The 13097-nt window shown below is 63.1% G+C and carries 18 protein-coding genes; 8 read left to right on the top strand and 10 right to left on the bottom strand.

Annotated elements, in window-relative coordinates:
* Positions 1-34: 34 nt before the first annotated feature.
* The 4 genes from trxA to FFS37_RS00515 all read left to right on the top strand — a co-directional run bounded on the left by trxA (position 35) and on the right by FFS37_RS00515 (position 1535).
* A complete protein-coding gene (gene trxA / locus FFS37_RS00530) occupies positions 35-355 on the top strand; it encodes a thioredoxin (RefSeq protein WP_137928979.1) in 321 nt (106 codons plus the stop codon).
* A gap of 133 nt (positions 356-488) precedes the next feature.
* Complete coding sequence (locus tag FFS37_RS00525; protein ID WP_137928978.1) at positions 489-770, top strand: cupin domain-containing protein; 282 nt, start codon at positions 489-491, stop codon at positions 768-770.
* Positions 771-876: 106 nt separating this feature from the next.
* Positions 877-1125 (top strand): type II toxin-antitoxin system VapB family antitoxin, encoded by a 249-nt coding sequence (locus FFS37_RS00520; protein WP_137928977.1) that lies wholly within the window; start codon positions 877-879, stop codon positions 1123-1125.
* Positions 1122-1535 (top strand): type II toxin-antitoxin system VapC family toxin, encoded by a 414-nt coding sequence (locus tag FFS37_RS00515; protein ID WP_137928976.1) that lies wholly within the window; start codon positions 1122-1124, stop codon positions 1533-1535. The genes FFS37_RS00520 and FFS37_RS00515 overlap by 4 nt, the downstream gene beginning before the upstream one ends.
* Before the next feature lie 76 nt (positions 1536-1611).
* On the opposite strand, the gene FFS37_RS00510 is transcribed toward FFS37_RS00515, so the two are convergent.
* The 6 genes from FFS37_RS00510 to FFS37_RS00485 all read right to left on the bottom strand — a co-directional run bounded on the left by FFS37_RS00510 (position 1612) and on the right by FFS37_RS00485 (position 7272).
* Positions 1612-2937 carry a bifunctional folylpolyglutamate synthase/dihydrofolate synthase gene (locus FFS37_RS00510; protein ID WP_137928975.1) on the bottom strand — a complete coding sequence of 442 codons (1326 nt, stop codon included), beginning with the start codon at positions 2935-2937 and terminating at the stop codon, positions 1612-1614.
* 135 nt (positions 2938-3072) lie between these two features.
* Positions 3073-3999, bottom strand: coding sequence for an acetyl-CoA carboxylase, carboxyltransferase subunit beta (gene accD, locus FFS37_RS00505; RefSeq protein ID WP_137928974.1), 927 nt, complete (start codon positions 3997-3999; stop codon positions 3073-3075).
* Positions 4000-4047: 48 nt separating this feature from the next.
* Entirely contained in the window at positions 4048-4887 is an 840-nt protein-coding gene (trpA, locus tag FFS37_RS00500) for a tryptophan synthase subunit alpha (protein ID WP_137928973.1), read from the bottom strand.
* A complete protein-coding gene (locus FFS37_RS00495) occupies positions 4887-5222 on the bottom strand; it encodes a hypothetical protein (protein WP_137928972.1) in 336 nt (111 codons plus the stop codon). The genes trpA and FFS37_RS00495 overlap by 1 nt, the downstream gene beginning before the upstream one ends.
* A 79-nt stretch (positions 5223-5301) precedes the next feature.
* Complete coding sequence (gene trpB, locus FFS37_RS00490; RefSeq protein ID WP_137928971.1) at positions 5302-6522, bottom strand: tryptophan synthase subunit beta; 1221 nt, start codon at positions 6520-6522, stop codon at positions 5302-5304.
* 90 nt (positions 6523-6612) lie between these two features.
* Positions 6613-7272 carry a phosphoribosylanthranilate isomerase gene (locus FFS37_RS00485; protein WP_137928970.1) on the bottom strand — a complete coding sequence of 220 codons (660 nt, stop codon included), beginning with the start codon at positions 7270-7272 and terminating at the stop codon, positions 6613-6615.
* 44 nt (positions 7273-7316) lie between these two features.
* Here FFS37_RS00485 and FFS37_RS00480 point away from each other — a divergent pair, with 44 nt between their 5' ends.
* Positions 7317-7613 carry a hypothetical protein gene (locus tag FFS37_RS00480; protein WP_232375545.1) on the top strand — a complete coding sequence of 99 codons (297 nt, stop codon included), beginning with the start codon at positions 7317-7319 and terminating at the stop codon, positions 7611-7613.
* A 102-nt stretch (positions 7614-7715) separates the two neighbouring features.
* On the opposite strand, the gene FFS37_RS00475 is transcribed toward FFS37_RS00480, so the two are convergent.
* The 4 genes from FFS37_RS00475 to FFS37_RS00460 all read right to left on the bottom strand — a co-directional run bounded on the left by FFS37_RS00475 (position 7716) and on the right by FFS37_RS00460 (position 11106).
* Positions 7716-8474 (bottom strand): M48 family metallopeptidase, encoded by a 759-nt coding sequence (locus tag FFS37_RS00475; RefSeq protein WP_137928969.1) that lies wholly within the window; start codon positions 8472-8474, stop codon positions 7716-7718.
* Positions 8475-8572: 98 nt separating this feature from the next.
* A complete protein-coding gene (locus tag FFS37_RS00470) occupies positions 8573-9055 on the bottom strand; it encodes a DUF2852 domain-containing protein (protein ID WP_137928968.1) in 483 nt (160 codons plus the stop codon).
* A 117-nt stretch (positions 9056-9172) separates the two neighbouring features.
* Positions 9173-10315: a benzoate/H(+) symporter BenE family transporter gene (locus FFS37_RS00465; protein ID WP_137928967.1), complete on the bottom strand. Its 1143-nt coding sequence runs from the start codon at positions 10313-10315 to the stop codon at positions 9173-9175.
* A 2-nt stretch (positions 10316-10317) separates the two neighbouring features.
* On the bottom strand, positions 10318-11106 hold the full coding sequence (locus tag FFS37_RS00460) for an alpha/beta hydrolase (protein WP_137928966.1): 789 nt from the start codon (positions 11104-11106) through the stop codon (positions 10318-10320).
* 204 nt (positions 11107-11310) lie between these two features.
* Between FFS37_RS00460 and infC the strand changes: the two genes are divergently transcribed.
* The 3 genes from infC (at position 11311) to rpmI (ending at position 13084) form a co-directional block, all read left to right on the top strand.
* Positions 11311-11847: a translation initiation factor IF-3 gene (infC, locus tag FFS37_RS00455; RefSeq protein WP_095819095.1), complete on the top strand. Its 537-nt coding sequence runs from the start codon at positions 11311-11313 to the stop codon at positions 11845-11847.
* Between the two features lie 224 nt (positions 11848-12071).
* Positions 12072-12698, top strand: a complete 627-nt coding sequence (locus FFS37_RS00450; RefSeq protein ID WP_137928965.1) for a methyltransferase family protein — start codon at positions 12072-12074, stop codon at positions 12696-12698.
* Between the two features lie 182 nt (positions 12699-12880).
* Positions 12881-13084 (top strand): 50S ribosomal protein L35, encoded by a 204-nt coding sequence (rpmI, locus tag FFS37_RS00445; RefSeq protein ID WP_006201248.1) that lies wholly within the window; start codon positions 12881-12883, stop codon positions 13082-13084.
* Positions 13085-13097 lie beyond the last annotated feature (13 nt).

The following is a 13097-nucleotide window of genomic DNA, read 5'->3' as shown; positions in this document are numbered from 1 at the left end:
TTGGTGGGACGAAAAATTTCGAAAGGATTTCCGCATGGCCACCGTCAAGGTCGACAACAACAACTTCAAGGCCGACGTGCTCGACGCCAACGTGCCGGTCGTGGTGGATTTCTGGGCCGAATGGTGCGGCCCGTGCAAGATGATCGGCCCGTCACTGGAAGAGATTTCCAACGAGCTGGGCGCAAAGGTCAAGATCGCCAAGCTCAACATCGACGAGAATCCCGAACTTGCCGCACAGTTCGGCGTGCGCTCGATCCCCACGCTGATGATCTTCAAGGGCGGCCAGATGGCCGACATGAAAGTCGGCGCGGCGCCGAAGACCGCGCTGTCGCACTGGATCAACGGCAGCCTTTGAGCGCCTGAAACTTGTAATGCAACGAGCCCGGCCGTCGTGCCGGGCTTTTTGTTGGCGCCATCGGTGACCCGCCCTGGCCCTCGCCTTGGCGCACCCCATGTCTTCTGTTGGCAGCAGAAACAGGGAGAGTGAAATGACCGGATCCGCCAAGGCCACCGTCCTCATCGACAATGAGCGCGTCATCGTCACCGAATACCGCTTCCAGCCTGGCGACAATACCGGCTGGCATCGCCACGGCCACGACTATGTCGTGGTGCCGCTGATGGACGGCAAGCTGAAGCTCAAGACCAAGGATGGCGAAACCGTCGCCGAGATGAAGAAAGGCGCGCCCTATTTCCGCAAGGAGGGCGTCGAACACGATGTCATCAGCGCCAATGAGGGCGAATATGCTTTCATCGAGATCGAGCTGAGGTAAAGGGCGCTGGCACCATCCGTGCATATGGTGGTGGCCTGCCATCACCTGCCATCTTGATGGCAGATACAGGTTAAGCTATGTATTCCCTCTAAAAAGGGAGTTTGAAATGGCCGAACCACAGCTCTCCGTCCGTAGCGCAAAGGCGCGCGACCTGGCTCATCGACTTGCGCGTCGCGAGAACCGCTCGATAGCGGATGTGGTCGAACGTGCGCTTGAATCCTACGAGATTCGTGAGGCTGGCCGTGAACCCGCCTCCGCCTTCTATGCAAGCCTGACCGCAAGCAGTGGCGTCGACATCGATCTTGAGGACGTTATTCGCCAGGGCCGCGAGGTTCATCCGGGAGTCGAGCTTTGATTTTCGTCGATACCAACGTGATTTCGGAGTCTCTGAGGAAGGCACCGGACGCGGCCGTGCTGGCCTGGCTTGTTCGCAATGACGCTGAACTGGCCCTTCCAACAGTGACCATTGCTGAAATCGCGTTCGGGATACAAAAAGTCCGACCTGACGAGCGAGCCGACCGGCTGGAACAGGGGCTTTCCCGATGGCGCCATCGATTTGCCGATCGGATTTTTGGACTGACCGAAGAGGCTGCCTTGGCTTACGGCGAGATCATGGGAGCGGCAGCACGCCAGGGCCGCGGCATGTCGGCTCCCGACGGGATGATTGCGGCGATAGCGCGGGTGAATGGGGGGCGGCTGGCAACGCGCAATCTCACCGACTTCGGCAGCACCAACCTTGACCTGATATCGCCGTGGGACTTCTGAAGCGAAGCGAATCCACGGCAGGACCCATTTCCGCTACAGGCCCGGCAAGCCACGCCAGGGGCAACTGGTCGATGCCTCACATAGGCGGCGTGCCGTTCTCGGCCAACACCGCGCCAGCCAGATAGAGCGATCCTCCGATCAGGATGCGCGGCGGCGGGCCATCCCAGGTGTCGCGCAGCAGCATCAGCGCGCTGGCGACGGAACTCACCGGCTCGGCCGTCAGTCCGGCCTCGGTGGCGCGGATCGCCAGTTCGTCGTTCGGCACGCCGGCATCGCTCATGCCGACCGGCACCGTGTAGACATGCCGGACCAGGCCCTTGAAGGCGCGGAAATAGCCGCTCTGGTCCTTGGTGTTGATCATGCCTGCGATCAGGAACAGCGGCCGCGGGCTCTTCTCTTCCTGTTCGGCAAGCGCTTCGGCCACGACCACGCCGGCGCCCGGATTGTGGCCGCCGTCGAGCCAGATGTCGGAGCCTTTCGGCGCCAGATCCGCCAGCCGGCCCTGCACCAGTTTCTGCATGCGGCCCGGCCAGGCGACGTTGGTCATCGCCTTCTCGGCGGCGCGGTGGCTGATCTCGAAGCCGGCCGCCTTGACGGCGGCGATCGCGGCCGCCGCATTGGCGAACTGATGGCGCCCGGGCAGGCGCGGCGGCGGCAGGTCCATCAGGCCGTCCTCGTCCTGGTAGACCATGCGGCCGTTTTCCTCGAAGGCGAGGAAATCCTGGCCGTAGACGAAAGTCGGGCATTCCAGCCGCTCGGCGGTCTCGATCAGCACCTGCAGGGCGGTGTCGCTCTCCTGCGCGCCGATGACCACCGGGCAGCCGCGCTTCATGATGCCGGCCTTCTCGGCGGCGATCAGTTCGACGCGGTCGCCGAGATAGGCTTCATGGTCCATCGACACGGGCATGATCACCGACACGGCGGGCCTCGCGACGACATTGGTGGCATCGAAGCGGCCGCCGAGGCCGACCTCGATGATGGCGGCTTCGGCAGGATGTTCGGAAAACAGGATGAAGGTGACGGCGGTCAGGATCTCGAAGACCGTGATCTTCTGGCCTGCATTGGCCTTGGCGACGCGGGCGATGGCCTCGGCGAAGACGTCATCGTCTACCAGCCTGCCGCCGCCTTCTGCCGCGAGCCGGTAGCGTTCGTGCCAGCTGACCAGGTGCGGCGAGGTGTGGACATGCACAAGCCGGCCCGAAGCCTCGAGCAGCGCCCGCGAGAAGGCGGCGCAGGACCCCTTGCCGTTGGTGCCGGCGATGTGGATGACGGGTGGCAGCAAATCCTGCGGATTGCCCAGCCGCTCCAGAAGCCGCGTGATACGGTCGAGCGAAAGGTCGAAGCCTTTCGGATGAAGCGCCATCAGGGCTTCGATTTCGCGGTCGGCGGCGAGCGTTGTCATCACAGAATCCCGGCGCGTGGTCCGAGAGCCAGAATCGCTCCCGCAATGACCACGGTTCTCGAAAGGCTACAGCGCGCGACGGATGCTGCGCAATCGCTGTTCGCGGCGGCCAATGTCGCGTCGAGCCGCGTCGCTTCAGGCCTGTGGGCGCGCTTCGGCGGCAATGACGGCCGGCGGCAGGATTTCCGGCTCCAATGGTTTCTGCTCCTCGGGAACTTTGAGCAGCATCTTGAGCAGGCGCGCGATCGTCTGGCGCATTTCGAGCCGCGACACGACCATGTCGACCATGCCGTGCTCCATCAGATATTCGGAGCGCTGGAAGCCGTCCGGCAGTTTTTCACGGATGGTCTGCTCGATGACGCGGGGACCGGCAAAGCCGATCAGGGCGCCAGGCTCGGCAATGTGGACGTCGCCCAGCATGGCATAGGAGGCGGTGACGCCGCCCGTGGTCGGATTGGTCAGGACGACGACATAGGGCAGGCCGGCTTCCTTCAGCCGGTCGACGCCGACCGTGGTGCGCGGCAATTGCATGAGGGACAGGATGCCCTCCTGCATGCGGGCGCCGCCGGAAGCGGCGAACAGGATCAGCGGCCGCTTGCGCTGCAGCGCGACCTCGAAAGCGTGCACGATGGCATCGCCCGCCGCCATGCCGAGCGAACCGCCCATGAAGGCGAAATCCTGCACGGTCACCACCACCGGCAAGCCTTCGATGGTGCCCAGCGCGTTGACGATCGCATCCTCAAGGCCGGTCTTGGCCTTGGCATCCTTGAGCCTGTCCGTGTAGCGCTTCTCGTCGCGGAACTTCAGCGGATCCTGGACGACCTTGGGGTTTTCCAGCGTCTCGTACTTGCCCTCGTCGAGGAAGTATTTCAGCCGCTCCCTGGCCGAGATCTTCATGTGATGGCCGGAAGACGGGATGACGAACTGGTTGGATTCCAGGTCCTTATGGAACACCATCTCGCCGGTCTCCGGATCCTTGATCCAGAGGTTCTCGGGCATGTCGGTACGCCGGCCGAGCATCGAATTGATCTTCGGGCGAACGTAATTGGTGATCCAGTTCATCGCTTCGGCTCCTGTCCTGACGAAGAGTTGGGTAAAGAAGTAGGAAGACTATTCGGCAGCAGCAAGGCGGGCCGAGCGCACGCCTTGCGCAAGGCCGCTGACCAGCGTGGCGACGGCTTCGGCCGGGTCGGCGGTCTTTTCGCCTTTCGGTCCCAGCACATTGGCGACCGCGTTGACGATCGCCGTGCCGACGACGACGCCGTCGGCATTGGCGCCGATGACGCGCGCCTGCTCAGCCGTCTTGACGCCGAAGCCGACGCAGACCGGCAGGTCGGTGTGGCCCTTGATGCGCTGGACAGCGGTCGCGACCTTGCCGGTATCGGCGAGCGCCGAGCCGGTGATGCCGGTCATCGACACGTAGTAGACGAAGCCGGACGTGTTCTCGAGCACCTTGGGCAGGCGCTTGTCGTCGGTTGTCGGCGTCGCCAGCCGGATGAAGTTGATGCCGGCCTTGAGCGCCGGAATGCAGAGCTCCTCGTCCATCTCGGGCGGCAGGTCGACGATGATCAGCCCGTCAATGCCGCTCGCCTTGGCGTCGGTGAGGAAGCGGTCGACGCCATAGATATAGATCGGATTGTAATAGCCCATCAGCACGATCGGCGTTTCGTCGTCGGCGGCGCGGAATTCCGAGGCCATTTTCAGCGTCTTGACCAGCGTCTGGCCGCCCTTCAAGGCGCGCAGGCCCGCAGCCTGGATCGCCGGGCCATCGGCCATCGGGTCGGAAAACGGCATGCCGAGCTCGATGATGTCGGAGCCCGCCGCCGGCAACGCCTTCATGATCGACAGCGAGGTATCATAGTCGGGGTCGCCGCCCATGAAATAGGTCACCAGGGCCGGGCGGCCCTCGGACTTCAGCTTCGCCATGCGGCGGTCGATGCGGGTGGTCATCAGTCCGACTTCCTTAGATAAACGCGGGCTTCAAAAGGATGCCCATGATGCGCATCAAAACTAGCCCTGGGGAGCTGCCCGTGATGCAAGCGCATGCTTCCCTCATGGACTAAAATTGCCGCTATATAACCAGCGTCGATCCCGAAGAAATTGCCGGGAACGCCCTCCAACAAATCAGGAACAATCGATCCCTGAAAGTAAGAATTGTTACCTCTAGTAATGCCGAAAACGGTATCGTTCGCTGCTTCCAGATTCACCAACAATCTCGTCCAGCCGGCTTGCTCCAGAAAGACCGTTTGATTCCAACCGTCCTCACCAAGAGTGGTGACCTCCAAGCCCGCACTGTTTCTCCGATATCTAAAGGCCCGCGGACCGACCCCGTCAGTTGTTCCTAGCGTCTGCAAAACTCGCACACTAGATCTCCATGCCCAGCATGTTGGCCACGGTGTGTACGTCCTTGTCGCCACGGCCGGACAGGTTGACGATGACGATCTGGTCCTTGTCCATGGCGGGCACGATCTTGACAGCATGCGCGATGGCGTGGGCGGATTCGAGCGCCGGGATGATGCCCTCGACGCGCGTCGTCAGCTTGAAGGCTTCCAGCGCCTCATCGTCAAGGATCGGCACATATTCGACGCGGCCCGAATCGCGCAGCCACGAATGCTCCGGCCCAACGCCGGGATAGTCGAGGCCGGCCGAGATCGAATGGCCGTCCATTATCTGGCCGTCGGCATTCTGCAGGAGATAGGTGCGGTTGCCATGCAGCACGCCGGGCGAACCGGCATTCATCGAGGCGCAATGCTCGATGCCGTCGAGACCGCGCCCGCCTGCCTCGATGCCGATGATGCGCACATCCTTGTCGTCGAGGAAGGGATGGAACAGGCCGATGGCGTTGGAGCCGCCGCCGACGGCGGCGATGATGGTGTCGGGCAGCCGGCCTTCCTGCTCGAGAATCTGCGCGCGCGCTTCCGAACCAATGACCGACTGGAAGTCGCGCACCAGCTCCGGATAGGGGTGCGGGCCGGCGGCGGTGCCGATCAGGTAATAGGTGTCCTCGACATTGGTGACCCAGTCGCGAAGGGCTTCGTTCATGGCGTCCTTCAGCGTGCCGTGGCCCGCCGTGACCGGCCGCACTTCGGCGCCGAGCAGCTTCATGCGGAAGACGTTGGGGCTTTGGCGGGCGACGTCGGTGGCACCCATGTAGACCACGCAGGGATAGCCGAAGCGGGCGGCGACGGTGGCCGACGCCACGCCATGCTGGCCGGCACCGGTCTCGGCGATGATGCGCTTCTTGCCCATGCGCTTGGCCAGCAGGATCTGGCCGAGGCAGTTGTTGATCTTGTGCGAGCCGGTGTGGTTCAGGTCCTCGCGCTTGAAATAAACTTTTGCGCCACCGAGATGCTTCGTGAGACCCTCGGCGAAGTAGAGCTTTGACGGCCGCCCGGCATAGTGGGTCGAAAGGTTGGTGAGTTCAGCCCTGAAATCCGGATCGTTCTTGACCTCGTTCCAGTGCCGCTCCAGGTCGAGGATCAACGGCATCAGCGTTTCGGCGACGAAACGACCGCCGAAAATGCCGAACATGCCCTGTTCGTCGGGTCCGGTGCGGAAGGAATTGGGTGTCGCCGGCTTGTTCATCGCCGATCTCCTAGGTCTTTGGTTTGAGCATGTCCTGGTCGGAAAACCGGTGTCCACTTTTCCTGGACATGCTCTGGTTCGAAAAATTGCTTAGGCGGCGCGATTGTCGCGTGCTGCCCGGACGGCCCGGAAAAACTGTTCGATCAGCGCCGGATCCTTGACGCCCGGAGCGCTTTCCACGCCCGAGGAAATGTCAATCGCGGGCGGGTTGGCAAGCCGAAGGGCATCGCCGATGTTGGCGGCGTTGAGCCCACCGGAAAGCATGTAATCGACGCCGGCGTCAAGGCCGGCAAGGATGCGCCAGTCGAAGGCCACGCCATTGCCGCCCGGCAACACCGAGCCCTTTGGCGGCTTGGCGTCGAACAGGAACCGGTCGGCAACGCCGATGAACGGCTTGATCCGGTCGAGATCGGCGGCCTCGCTGAGCGGCAGCGCCTTCATGGCAGGCAAGCCGTAGCGGGCTTTGAGCTCGGCCACACGCTCGGGTGTTTCGGCGCCGTGCAGCTGCAGCATGTCGGGGCGCATGGCCGTGACGATCTCGTCCAGGAAGGCATCGCTGGCGTCGACCGTGACAGCAACCGCCAAGGCCTTGCCGCGCGCTGCTTCGCGCAGACGCCCGGCTTCCGCCGGCGCGACATAGCGCGGGCTTTTCGCGAAGAAAATGAAGCCGACATGACTGGCGCCGCCGGCGAGCGCCGCCGCCATCGCCTGGTCGGTCTTCAAGCCGCAGATTTTGATATCGAGCGCCATGGCGCGGGAATTGGCACGAAACGGGCCAAGAGTCGAGAAAAAGCATGCTGTTTGCCGGCACGGCCAAAGGCGCTACCTATGGATGGACACGACACATTGATGGACACAGGCGGGAGCAGACCATGACCGACAGAACGGTTGCCGAACTGAAGCAGAAGATCGCGCAGGCCCGCGAGGTGATCGCGCATCTGATGGACAAGGCCGCCTTCAACGGCGCCGAGGCGCATCGGGCGCTGGATTATTTCAGTGGCGATGCTTTCGACCGGAATTTTTTGCCATGGCCGCATCATGGTGACGGAGGACTGCGGCCGGACGAGTTGAACGCGGCGAATGATGATTGAGGCGGTTGCAGCCTAAACACAGCGGACGACGGCGGGACAGAGGGGGGCGCGAAGGAGCTCCGTCGTCTCCAGGGTTGCGTGCATGCACGCAACAGCAGGCGCCTACTCAAAAACGATCGCCTGCAGCGCGCCGCCATTGCGCTTCAGCCAGTCCTTGCAGCGGTCGGTATCTGGGCAGAGCTTCTCGCACAGTTTCCAGAATTTCGGGCCGTGGTTCATCTCCTTGAGATGCGCCACCTCATGCGCGACGAGGTAGTTTATGACAGGCGGCGGCGCCATCATGATGCGCCAGGAAAAGGATAGATTGCCTTCCGAGGTGCAGGAGCCCCAGCGGCTGGAGGTGTCCTTGTAGCGGATCGCCTTGGCGCGCTTGCCGAGCGCCTCGGTGTGCCTGACCACCAGTTTCTCGATGTCCTTCTTGGCCTCGCGCTTCAAGAAATCGGCGATGCGGCGCGGCAGGTGTATGCGCTCGCCATGCACGACCAGCAGCGGGCCGCGCTCGTCGCGCGACACCGTGACGGTGCCGCGCTTGGATGGTTCATGGACGATGCGATGCGGCACGCCGCGCACCGGGATCTTGATGCCGGGCCGCACCTGCGGCCGCGTCGGCACCTTGGCCAGCCTTTGCTCCAGCCAGTCCTGGTGGCGGTCGAGGAAGCGCTCCACCTCGCCGCGGCGCAGGCCCGGCGGCACGGTGATGCGCAACCCCTGGCCGCCAGAATCGATGCGCAGCGTCAGGCGCCGGGCCCTCGCGCTCTCGACAATCTTGAGCGGCAGCGTGCGGCCGGCGACGCAATATTCGCGCTCCACGACGGGCGCGGGTTTGGGCTTGGTCAGATTACGGAAGAATCCGATGGTCATGGCGGGACGATACGCGATTCGAGAAAAACGACCAGAACAAAAAAGAAACGGCGCCGCTCGCGCGACGCCGTCCTCATACCTTGGCCTGTCGCTCGGCCTTAGTCGTCAAGCAGGTTCGAGCCCTTGCCACGCTTGGTGGGCGTGCTGCCAGTGCTCGGATCGGTCTTGGCCGGTGCGGTCGATCTGTTGCGGTTCGCCATGAAGCGATCGAACTCGTCCTGGTCCTTGGCACGGCGCAATTCACGGGCGTAATCGTCGAACTCGGTCAGCATGTCGTCGAGCTTGCGGCGTTCCTCGGCGAGGCGTTCGAGTTCCTTTTCGCGCCAGTCGTCGAAAGCGACGTTGCCGGTGCGGGCGGAGCCATTGCCCCAGCGCGCTGCCTTGTCGGAACCACGACGGCAGCCGGCGAAGATGCCGTCGGTCGCGCGGTTGACGTCACGCTTGAAGCCGTCGAGCCGGTCGCCCCAGATGATGTAGGCGAGCATGGCGAAGCCGAGCGGCCAGAACACCATGAAGCCGATCACCATCAACGCGATGGTTGCCGGCGTCCAGGCCGGGCGGATCAATGCAGATGTGTTCATTTTCTCCCATTCCTTCGGTTGGAGACAGCCAGAACCGGCTGCGTGGAATCGAAATGGGAAGGCGAAATCGGCGATTCAAGACAATTTCAGGCGAAACCGGACAAGCTTCTGAAATGATTATCGCTTTTTGATCTTGTCGAGGAAAAGCACGGCCAAACCGGCGATCAGGCCCCAGAATGCGGCGCCGACGCCGAACAAGGTCAGGCCCGAGGCGGTGACGACAAAGGTGACGGTGGCGGCCATGCGTTCACCCTCCTCCTTCAGCGCGATCGCCATTGCGTTGGCAAGCGAGGCCATCAGCGCAAGGCCGGCCACCAGCACGATCAGGCTCTGCGGCAGGACGGCAAAGATCGCCACCAGCGATGCGCCGAAAATCGCGAAGATGAGATAGGCGACCGCGTAGAACGGACCGGTCTTCCAGCGCTCGGCGGGGTCGGGATGGACATCCGGCCCGGTGCAGATCGCCGCCGAAATCGCCGCCAGATTCGTGGTCGAACCGCCGAACGGCGCCGACAGCAGCGAAAACAGGCCGGTGACGCCGATAAGCGGGCCAGGCTCCGGATGATAGCCGGCGGCACGCAGCACCGCGAGGCCCGACAGGTTCTGCGAAGCCATGGTGACGAGATAGAGCGGCAGCGCCAGGCCGATCACCGCCTTGGCGGTGAAGACAGGCGCGATCAGCGTCAACGTCGACAGTTCCGGCGCCGGCAGGCCACCGACGCGGCCGGTGAGAAACGCGGCAAGACCACCACCGACAAGCACCGCCAGCACCGACAGCGCCGGGTTGAACAGGCGGATAACGAAGAAAGTCGCGATCAGCGGCAGGATCAGCCAGGGGTCGACAGGAATGGTCTTGACCGCGTTGAGGGCGAAGGTGACGACGATGCCCGCCAGCATGCCGGAAGCGACCGAGGGCGGTATTTTCGAGATCAGCTGTGTCAGCGGCCGGAACAGGCCGGTGGCGATCAGCAGGATGGCGGTGACGATGAAGGCGGCAACCGCCTCGCCGATCGAAAAACCGCTCGAGGCCGCCATCAGCGCCAGCCCCGGCGTCGACCATGCGGTGATCACAGGCATTTTCGTGCGCCACGACAGCCACAGGCTTTCGATCGCCATGGCAAGGCAGATGGTCGTCACCCAGCTCGCCGTCTGAACCTGCGTCGCGCCGACAGCATGCGCGGCGGCGATGACGATGGCCAGCGTGCCGCCGAACCCGACAATCGCCGCGACAAAGGCGGATATCGAAATGGACAGGCGCATGCTCAACTGCTCCGCGCGGCCATGTCGCCCACCGCCCGCAGCAGCATGTCGAGGTCCTGCGGCCGCGACAGGCGGTGATCACCGTCCGGGATCAACGACAGCGTCACATCGTCGGCCGGCAACAGTCCGACAAGCTTCAGCGCGTGGCTGGAGGGCACGTCCGGATCGGCGAGGCCCTGCAGGATATGCACCGGGCAATGGGTGTCGATCGGACCGGTCATGACGAGATTGCGGCGCCCGTCCTCGATCAGGTCGCGCGTGTAGATGTAAGGCTCGCTGGAATAATCCGACGGCTCGGCGAAGAAACCGTTCTCGGCCAGATCGCGCTTCTGCGCCTCGGTCAGCGCCGGTTCGACCAATTCGGCGGTAAAGTCCGGCGCCGGCGCCAGCAGCACAAGGCCGACGACGCTTGTGTCGCCCGCCCTGCGTAATTCCTGCACCATGCGCAGCGCGATCCAGGCGCCCATCGAGGAGCCGACCAGGATCTGATCGCCCTTGGTGAAATGCCGGAACACGGCAAGGCTTTGCGACAGCCATGTCGAAATGGTGCCGTCGGCGAAGGCGCCGCCGGATTCGCCGTGGCCGGAATAGTCATGGCGCAGAAAGGCGCGGCCTTCGCTTGCCGCCCAGCCAGCCAGCGCCTCGGCTTTCGTGCCCAGCATGTCGGACTTGTAGCCGCCGAGCCAGACGATGCCCGGAGTCGAGCCCGCCGAATGACGTACCGCGATGCGCGATCCCTCAACATCCAGAAAGATTGGGACGTCGGGAATGGCTGGCGGGGTGGCGGGCATGGCTTCTCCTTACGCCGGTCTTGTGGCACAGCCACGGGCGAGGCGGAAAGTGCTCGTGTTGTTTCTTTGTTTGGCACAGGCCAGCGATCGGGGTGATTTTCTGTCAATGCTATGCTATTGACTCCGCCCGCGCGCTTCCCACATTGGCGCGTCCATGCATTTGACTGACAGACCCTGAACGAAACGGCCAAGGAGACCACGACCATTCGCAGACCTTTCAAAGCAGCGGCGCCTACCAAGGACGGCCCGCGCTCCAACCGTGACATCCGGGTTCCCCGGGTCCAGCTTATCGACGCCGAAGGCCAGAACCGCGGCGATGTTTCCATCAACGACGCATTGCTGCTGGCCGAAGAGGCCGGGCTCGATCTCGTCGAGATATCGCCCAATGCGGTGCCGCCCGTCGTAAAAATCCTCGATCTCGGCAAGTTGAAATACGCCAACCAGAAGAAGGCGGCCGAGGCGCGCAAGAATCAGAAGGTCATCGAGATCAAGGAGATCAAGATGCGCCCGAACATCGACAGCCATGACTACGACACCAAGATGAAGGCGGTCCGCCGCTTCTTCGAGGAAGGCGACAAGGTGAAGCTGACGCTGCGCTTCCGTGGCCGCGAGATGGCGCATATGGAGCTCGGCATGCAGCTTCTGAACAAGGTGCGCGAGGAAGTTGCCACCATCGCCAAGGTCGAGGCCGAGCCGAAGCTCGAAGGCCGGCAGATGATGATGGTGCTGGCGCCGCGCTGAGCCTGGTTTCGCCCGAGGTGGCCGCAATCACGGCACGGTCACGAAAAGGTTAGGCGGGCCACCGCACTCCAAATCCGCCTGAATTGTGATACAGGGCGTCCCGACAACCGTCGAGACGCCCGTTTTCTGGCAGCCGCGACGATCGGCGGTCGTGTCTTTCGTGCGTCCAGAACCCGAGCCATTTTGGACAGCCACATCAGGCTCTTCGACGATCGGATAAATCCTTGGACAATGAACTGAAGCACGGGCTGGGCAACTACCAGCAGATACGCCGGCTGGTGCTCGCCGTGCTGGTGGTGGTGCTGTTCGCGGCACTGCTGTTCGGCCAGTCGACCTTTCCGCCCGACACGCCGGTGCACGAAACGATCGAGATGTTCGGCGTGCTGCTGATCTTCCTCGGTATCGTCGGGCGCCTTTGGGCGACGCTCTATATTGGCGGGCGCAAATCCGCCGAGGTGGTGACCGGCGGCCCCTACTCGATCACCCGCAATCCGCTTTACGTGTTCTCGACGGTGGCCGCGGCCGGCGTCGGCGCCCAGATCGGCTCATTTACCGGTATCGTCCTGTTTGCGGCGCTGTGCGCGGGCGCCTTCCACATCGTCATCCTGCGCGAGGAAAAGTTCCTCAAGGAAGCGCTTGGCGCACCCTACCTTGCCTATCTGGAGAAGGTGCCGCGCTTCTTCCCCAACCTGTCGCTCTACAATGAAGGCGACACCGGCAGCTTCAAGCCGCGCCTGCTCTTGAACACGCTGCTCGACGGCCTGGTATTCCTGATCGCGCTGCCGGCCTTCGAGCTGATCGACGGCGCCCAGCTGTCGGGCATGCTGCCGGTGTGGTTCACTCTGCCCTGAAGGGGGACAGCGCGCCGCAGCTCTACAGGTGTTGCACAGCTGCCGTCTTTGACGTATAGGACCGCCGTTCCAAGAAAACCGCCCGGCAGGGCATGCCGTGGCGGTTTCATTTGCTTTTCGGGCTTTGGTCGGCCCGAAGCGAACAAGAAGCGCGATGGTGCGCCACAATACGGAGTAGCAAAATGCCCAAGATGAAGACCAAATCGGCCGCCAAGAAGCGGTTCAAGATCACAGGTACGGGTAAAGTTCTGTCGGCTGCGGCCGGCAAGCGTCACGGCATGATCAAGCGTTCCAACAAGTTCATTCGAAATGCCCGCGGCACGATGGTTCTGGCTGAACCGGACGGCAAGAAGGTCATCAAGAATTTTCTGCCGAACGGCCTCTGAGCATTCGGTCGGA

The organism is Mesorhizobium comanense, assembly GCF_005503535.1.
GTDB classification, from domain to species: domain Bacteria; phylum Pseudomonadota; class Alphaproteobacteria; order Rhizobiales; family Rhizobiaceae; genus Mesorhizobium; species Mesorhizobium comanense.
Note: the sequence above shows the minus strand (reverse complement) of the source record. Positions and strands in the feature narration are given on the sequence as shown.

Excerpts from the sequence above, each read along its gene's own strand:
- trxA (WP_137928979.1), top strand. The coding sequence starts at position 35 with ATGGCCACCGTCAAGGTCGACAACAACAACTTCAAGGCCGACGTGCTC.
- FFS37_RS00525 (WP_137928978.1), top strand. The coding sequence starts at position 489 with ATGACCGGATCCGCCAAGGCCACCGTCCTCATCGACAATGAGCGCGTC.
- FFS37_RS00520 (WP_137928977.1), top strand. The coding sequence starts at position 877 with ATGGCCGAACCACAGCTCTCCGTCCGTAGCGCAAAGGCGCGCGACCTG.
- FFS37_RS00510 (WP_137928975.1), bottom strand. The coding sequence starts at position 2,937 with ATGACAACGCTCGCCGCCGACCGCGAAATCGAAGCCCTGATGGCGCTT.
- accD (WP_137928974.1), bottom strand. The coding sequence starts at position 3,999 with ATGAACTGGATCACCAATTACGTTCGCCCGAAGATCAATTCGATGCTC.
- trpA (WP_137928973.1), bottom strand. The coding sequence starts at position 4,887 with ATGACCACCCGCATCGACCGCCGCATGGCGAAGCTGAAGTCCGAGGGC.
- trpB (WP_137928971.1), bottom strand. The coding sequence starts at position 6,522 with ATGAACAAGCCGGCGACACCCAATTCCTTCCGCACCGGACCCGACGAA.
- FFS37_RS00485 (WP_137928970.1), bottom strand. The coding sequence starts at position 7,272 with ATGGCGCTCGATATCAAAATCTGCGGCTTGAAGACCGACCAGGCGATG.
- FFS37_RS00480 (WP_232375545.1), top strand. The coding sequence starts at position 7,317 with ATGCTGTTTGCCGGCACGGCCAAAGGCGCTACCTATGGATGGACACGA.
- FFS37_RS00475 (WP_137928969.1), bottom strand. The coding sequence starts at position 8,474 with ATGACCATCGGATTCTTCCGTAATCTGACCAAGCCCAAACCCGCGCCC.
- FFS37_RS00470 (WP_137928968.1), bottom strand. The coding sequence starts at position 9,055 with ATGAACACATCTGCATTGATCCGCCCGGCCTGGACGCCGGCAACCATC.
- FFS37_RS00465 (WP_137928967.1), bottom strand. The coding sequence starts at position 10,315 with ATGCGCCTGTCCATTTCGATATCCGCCTTTGTCGCGGCGATTGTCGGG.
- FFS37_RS00460 (WP_137928966.1), bottom strand. The coding sequence starts at position 11,106 with ATGCCCGCCACCCCGCCAGCCATTCCCGACGTCCCAATCTTTCTGGAT.
- rpmI (WP_006201248.1), top strand. The coding sequence starts at position 12,881 with ATGCCCAAGATGAAGACCAAATCGGCCGCCAAGAAGCGGTTCAAGATC.